This is a genomic window from Pseudomonas yangonensis (genome assembly GCF_009932725.1).
Taxonomy (GTDB): Bacteria; Pseudomonadota; Gammaproteobacteria; order Pseudomonadales; family Pseudomonadaceae; genus Aquipseudomonas; species Aquipseudomonas yangonensis.
In genome coordinates this window covers 1-1,071 of the sequence record NZ_BLJU01000025.1, presented here as the reverse complement: position 1 = coordinate 1,071, position 1,071 = coordinate 1, and the positions used below count along the sequence as shown (strand labels likewise).

Below are 1,071 nucleotides of genomic sequence, written 5' to 3'. Positions count from 1 at the left end.
GGGGTCGTTTGCGGGAGAGGGCGAAATCCTACGCTAAGGCTTTGGCCAACGATATTCTCCGGTAAGATTGATGTGTTCCCAGGGGATAGGAGAAGTCGCTTGATATCTAGTATGACGTCTGTCGCACCTGCTTGATCGCGGCCGCGATAGCTAGATCGCGTTGCTCCTCTTCTCCATCCGCGTTCCAAGCTGCGGAAAGGCACCCATAAGCGTACGCCTGGTCGAGCAGGCGACGCGGATCGACGTCCAGCGCACGAGAGAATGCGTCCGCCATCTGTGCAATGCGTCTAGGATCGAGACAAAGGTCGTCTCTGTCAGCCGGATCGTAGAACATATTGGCGGCGCCAAAGCCCACTTCACCGACCAGACCGACGGGATCTATCACCAGCCAGCCGCGACTGGAGAACATGATGTTTTCATGATGCAGATCGCCATGTAGCCCACGCAGTTCCGAGGCATTGCTCATCATTTGATCGGCTATAATCGCCGCGTGGACGTAGTCAGTTTGACAACCTGCGTTTTGATCATCGCGCGCCCGCTGAAACAAAGCTGCAAAGCGATCCCGGATCGGGAGAAGGGCAGAAGGCAGGGGTTCCTCAGATGCGGCATACAGCTTCGCCATTAGTTCCGCTGCAATTTCGGTCGCCTGGTAGTCGCCGTGCTCGGCAACGATGTGAGAGAGCATTCGCTCCCCGGCATATTCGAGCAACATCAGATTGTTCTCACGACCGAGCAACCGGACTGCTCCCCTCCCATTGCGCCATACCAGATAGTCGGCCCCGCGCAGTTCATCAGCAATGTCTTCTATAGGTTTCAATCCCTTGACGATTGCAGGAGTCCCGTCTGGCAATGAAACTTTCCAAACGAGGCTGGAAAAGGTGTCCGCAATGAGAACAGGTTGCGAAACGTGCCAATGAGCAGGAAAAACAGGCGGCATGAACATCAACCCCAAGTCAGAGGGTCCAATCGCAGATAGAAGGCAAGGCGTTCGCGGTCGGGGGCTTCGATCCCCAATACATTGAATAGGACAGCGAAGGCGCGCTCTGCTTCATCTGGCGCTGCCCAGTTCTC

1 protein-coding gene is annotated in these 1,071 nt (G+C 55.8%); it reads right to left on the bottom strand.

All coding sequences use genetic code 11. The features are described 5' to 3' along the window. Nucleotides 1-106: 106 nt before the first annotated feature. Nucleotides 107-943 (bottom strand): aminoglycoside O-phosphotransferase APH(6)-Id, encoded by an 837-nt coding sequence (locus GYB81_RS21840; RefSeq protein WP_000480968.1) that lies wholly within the window; start codon nucleotides 941-943, stop codon nucleotides 107-109. Between the last annotated feature and the right edge of the window lie 128 nt (nucleotides 944-1,071).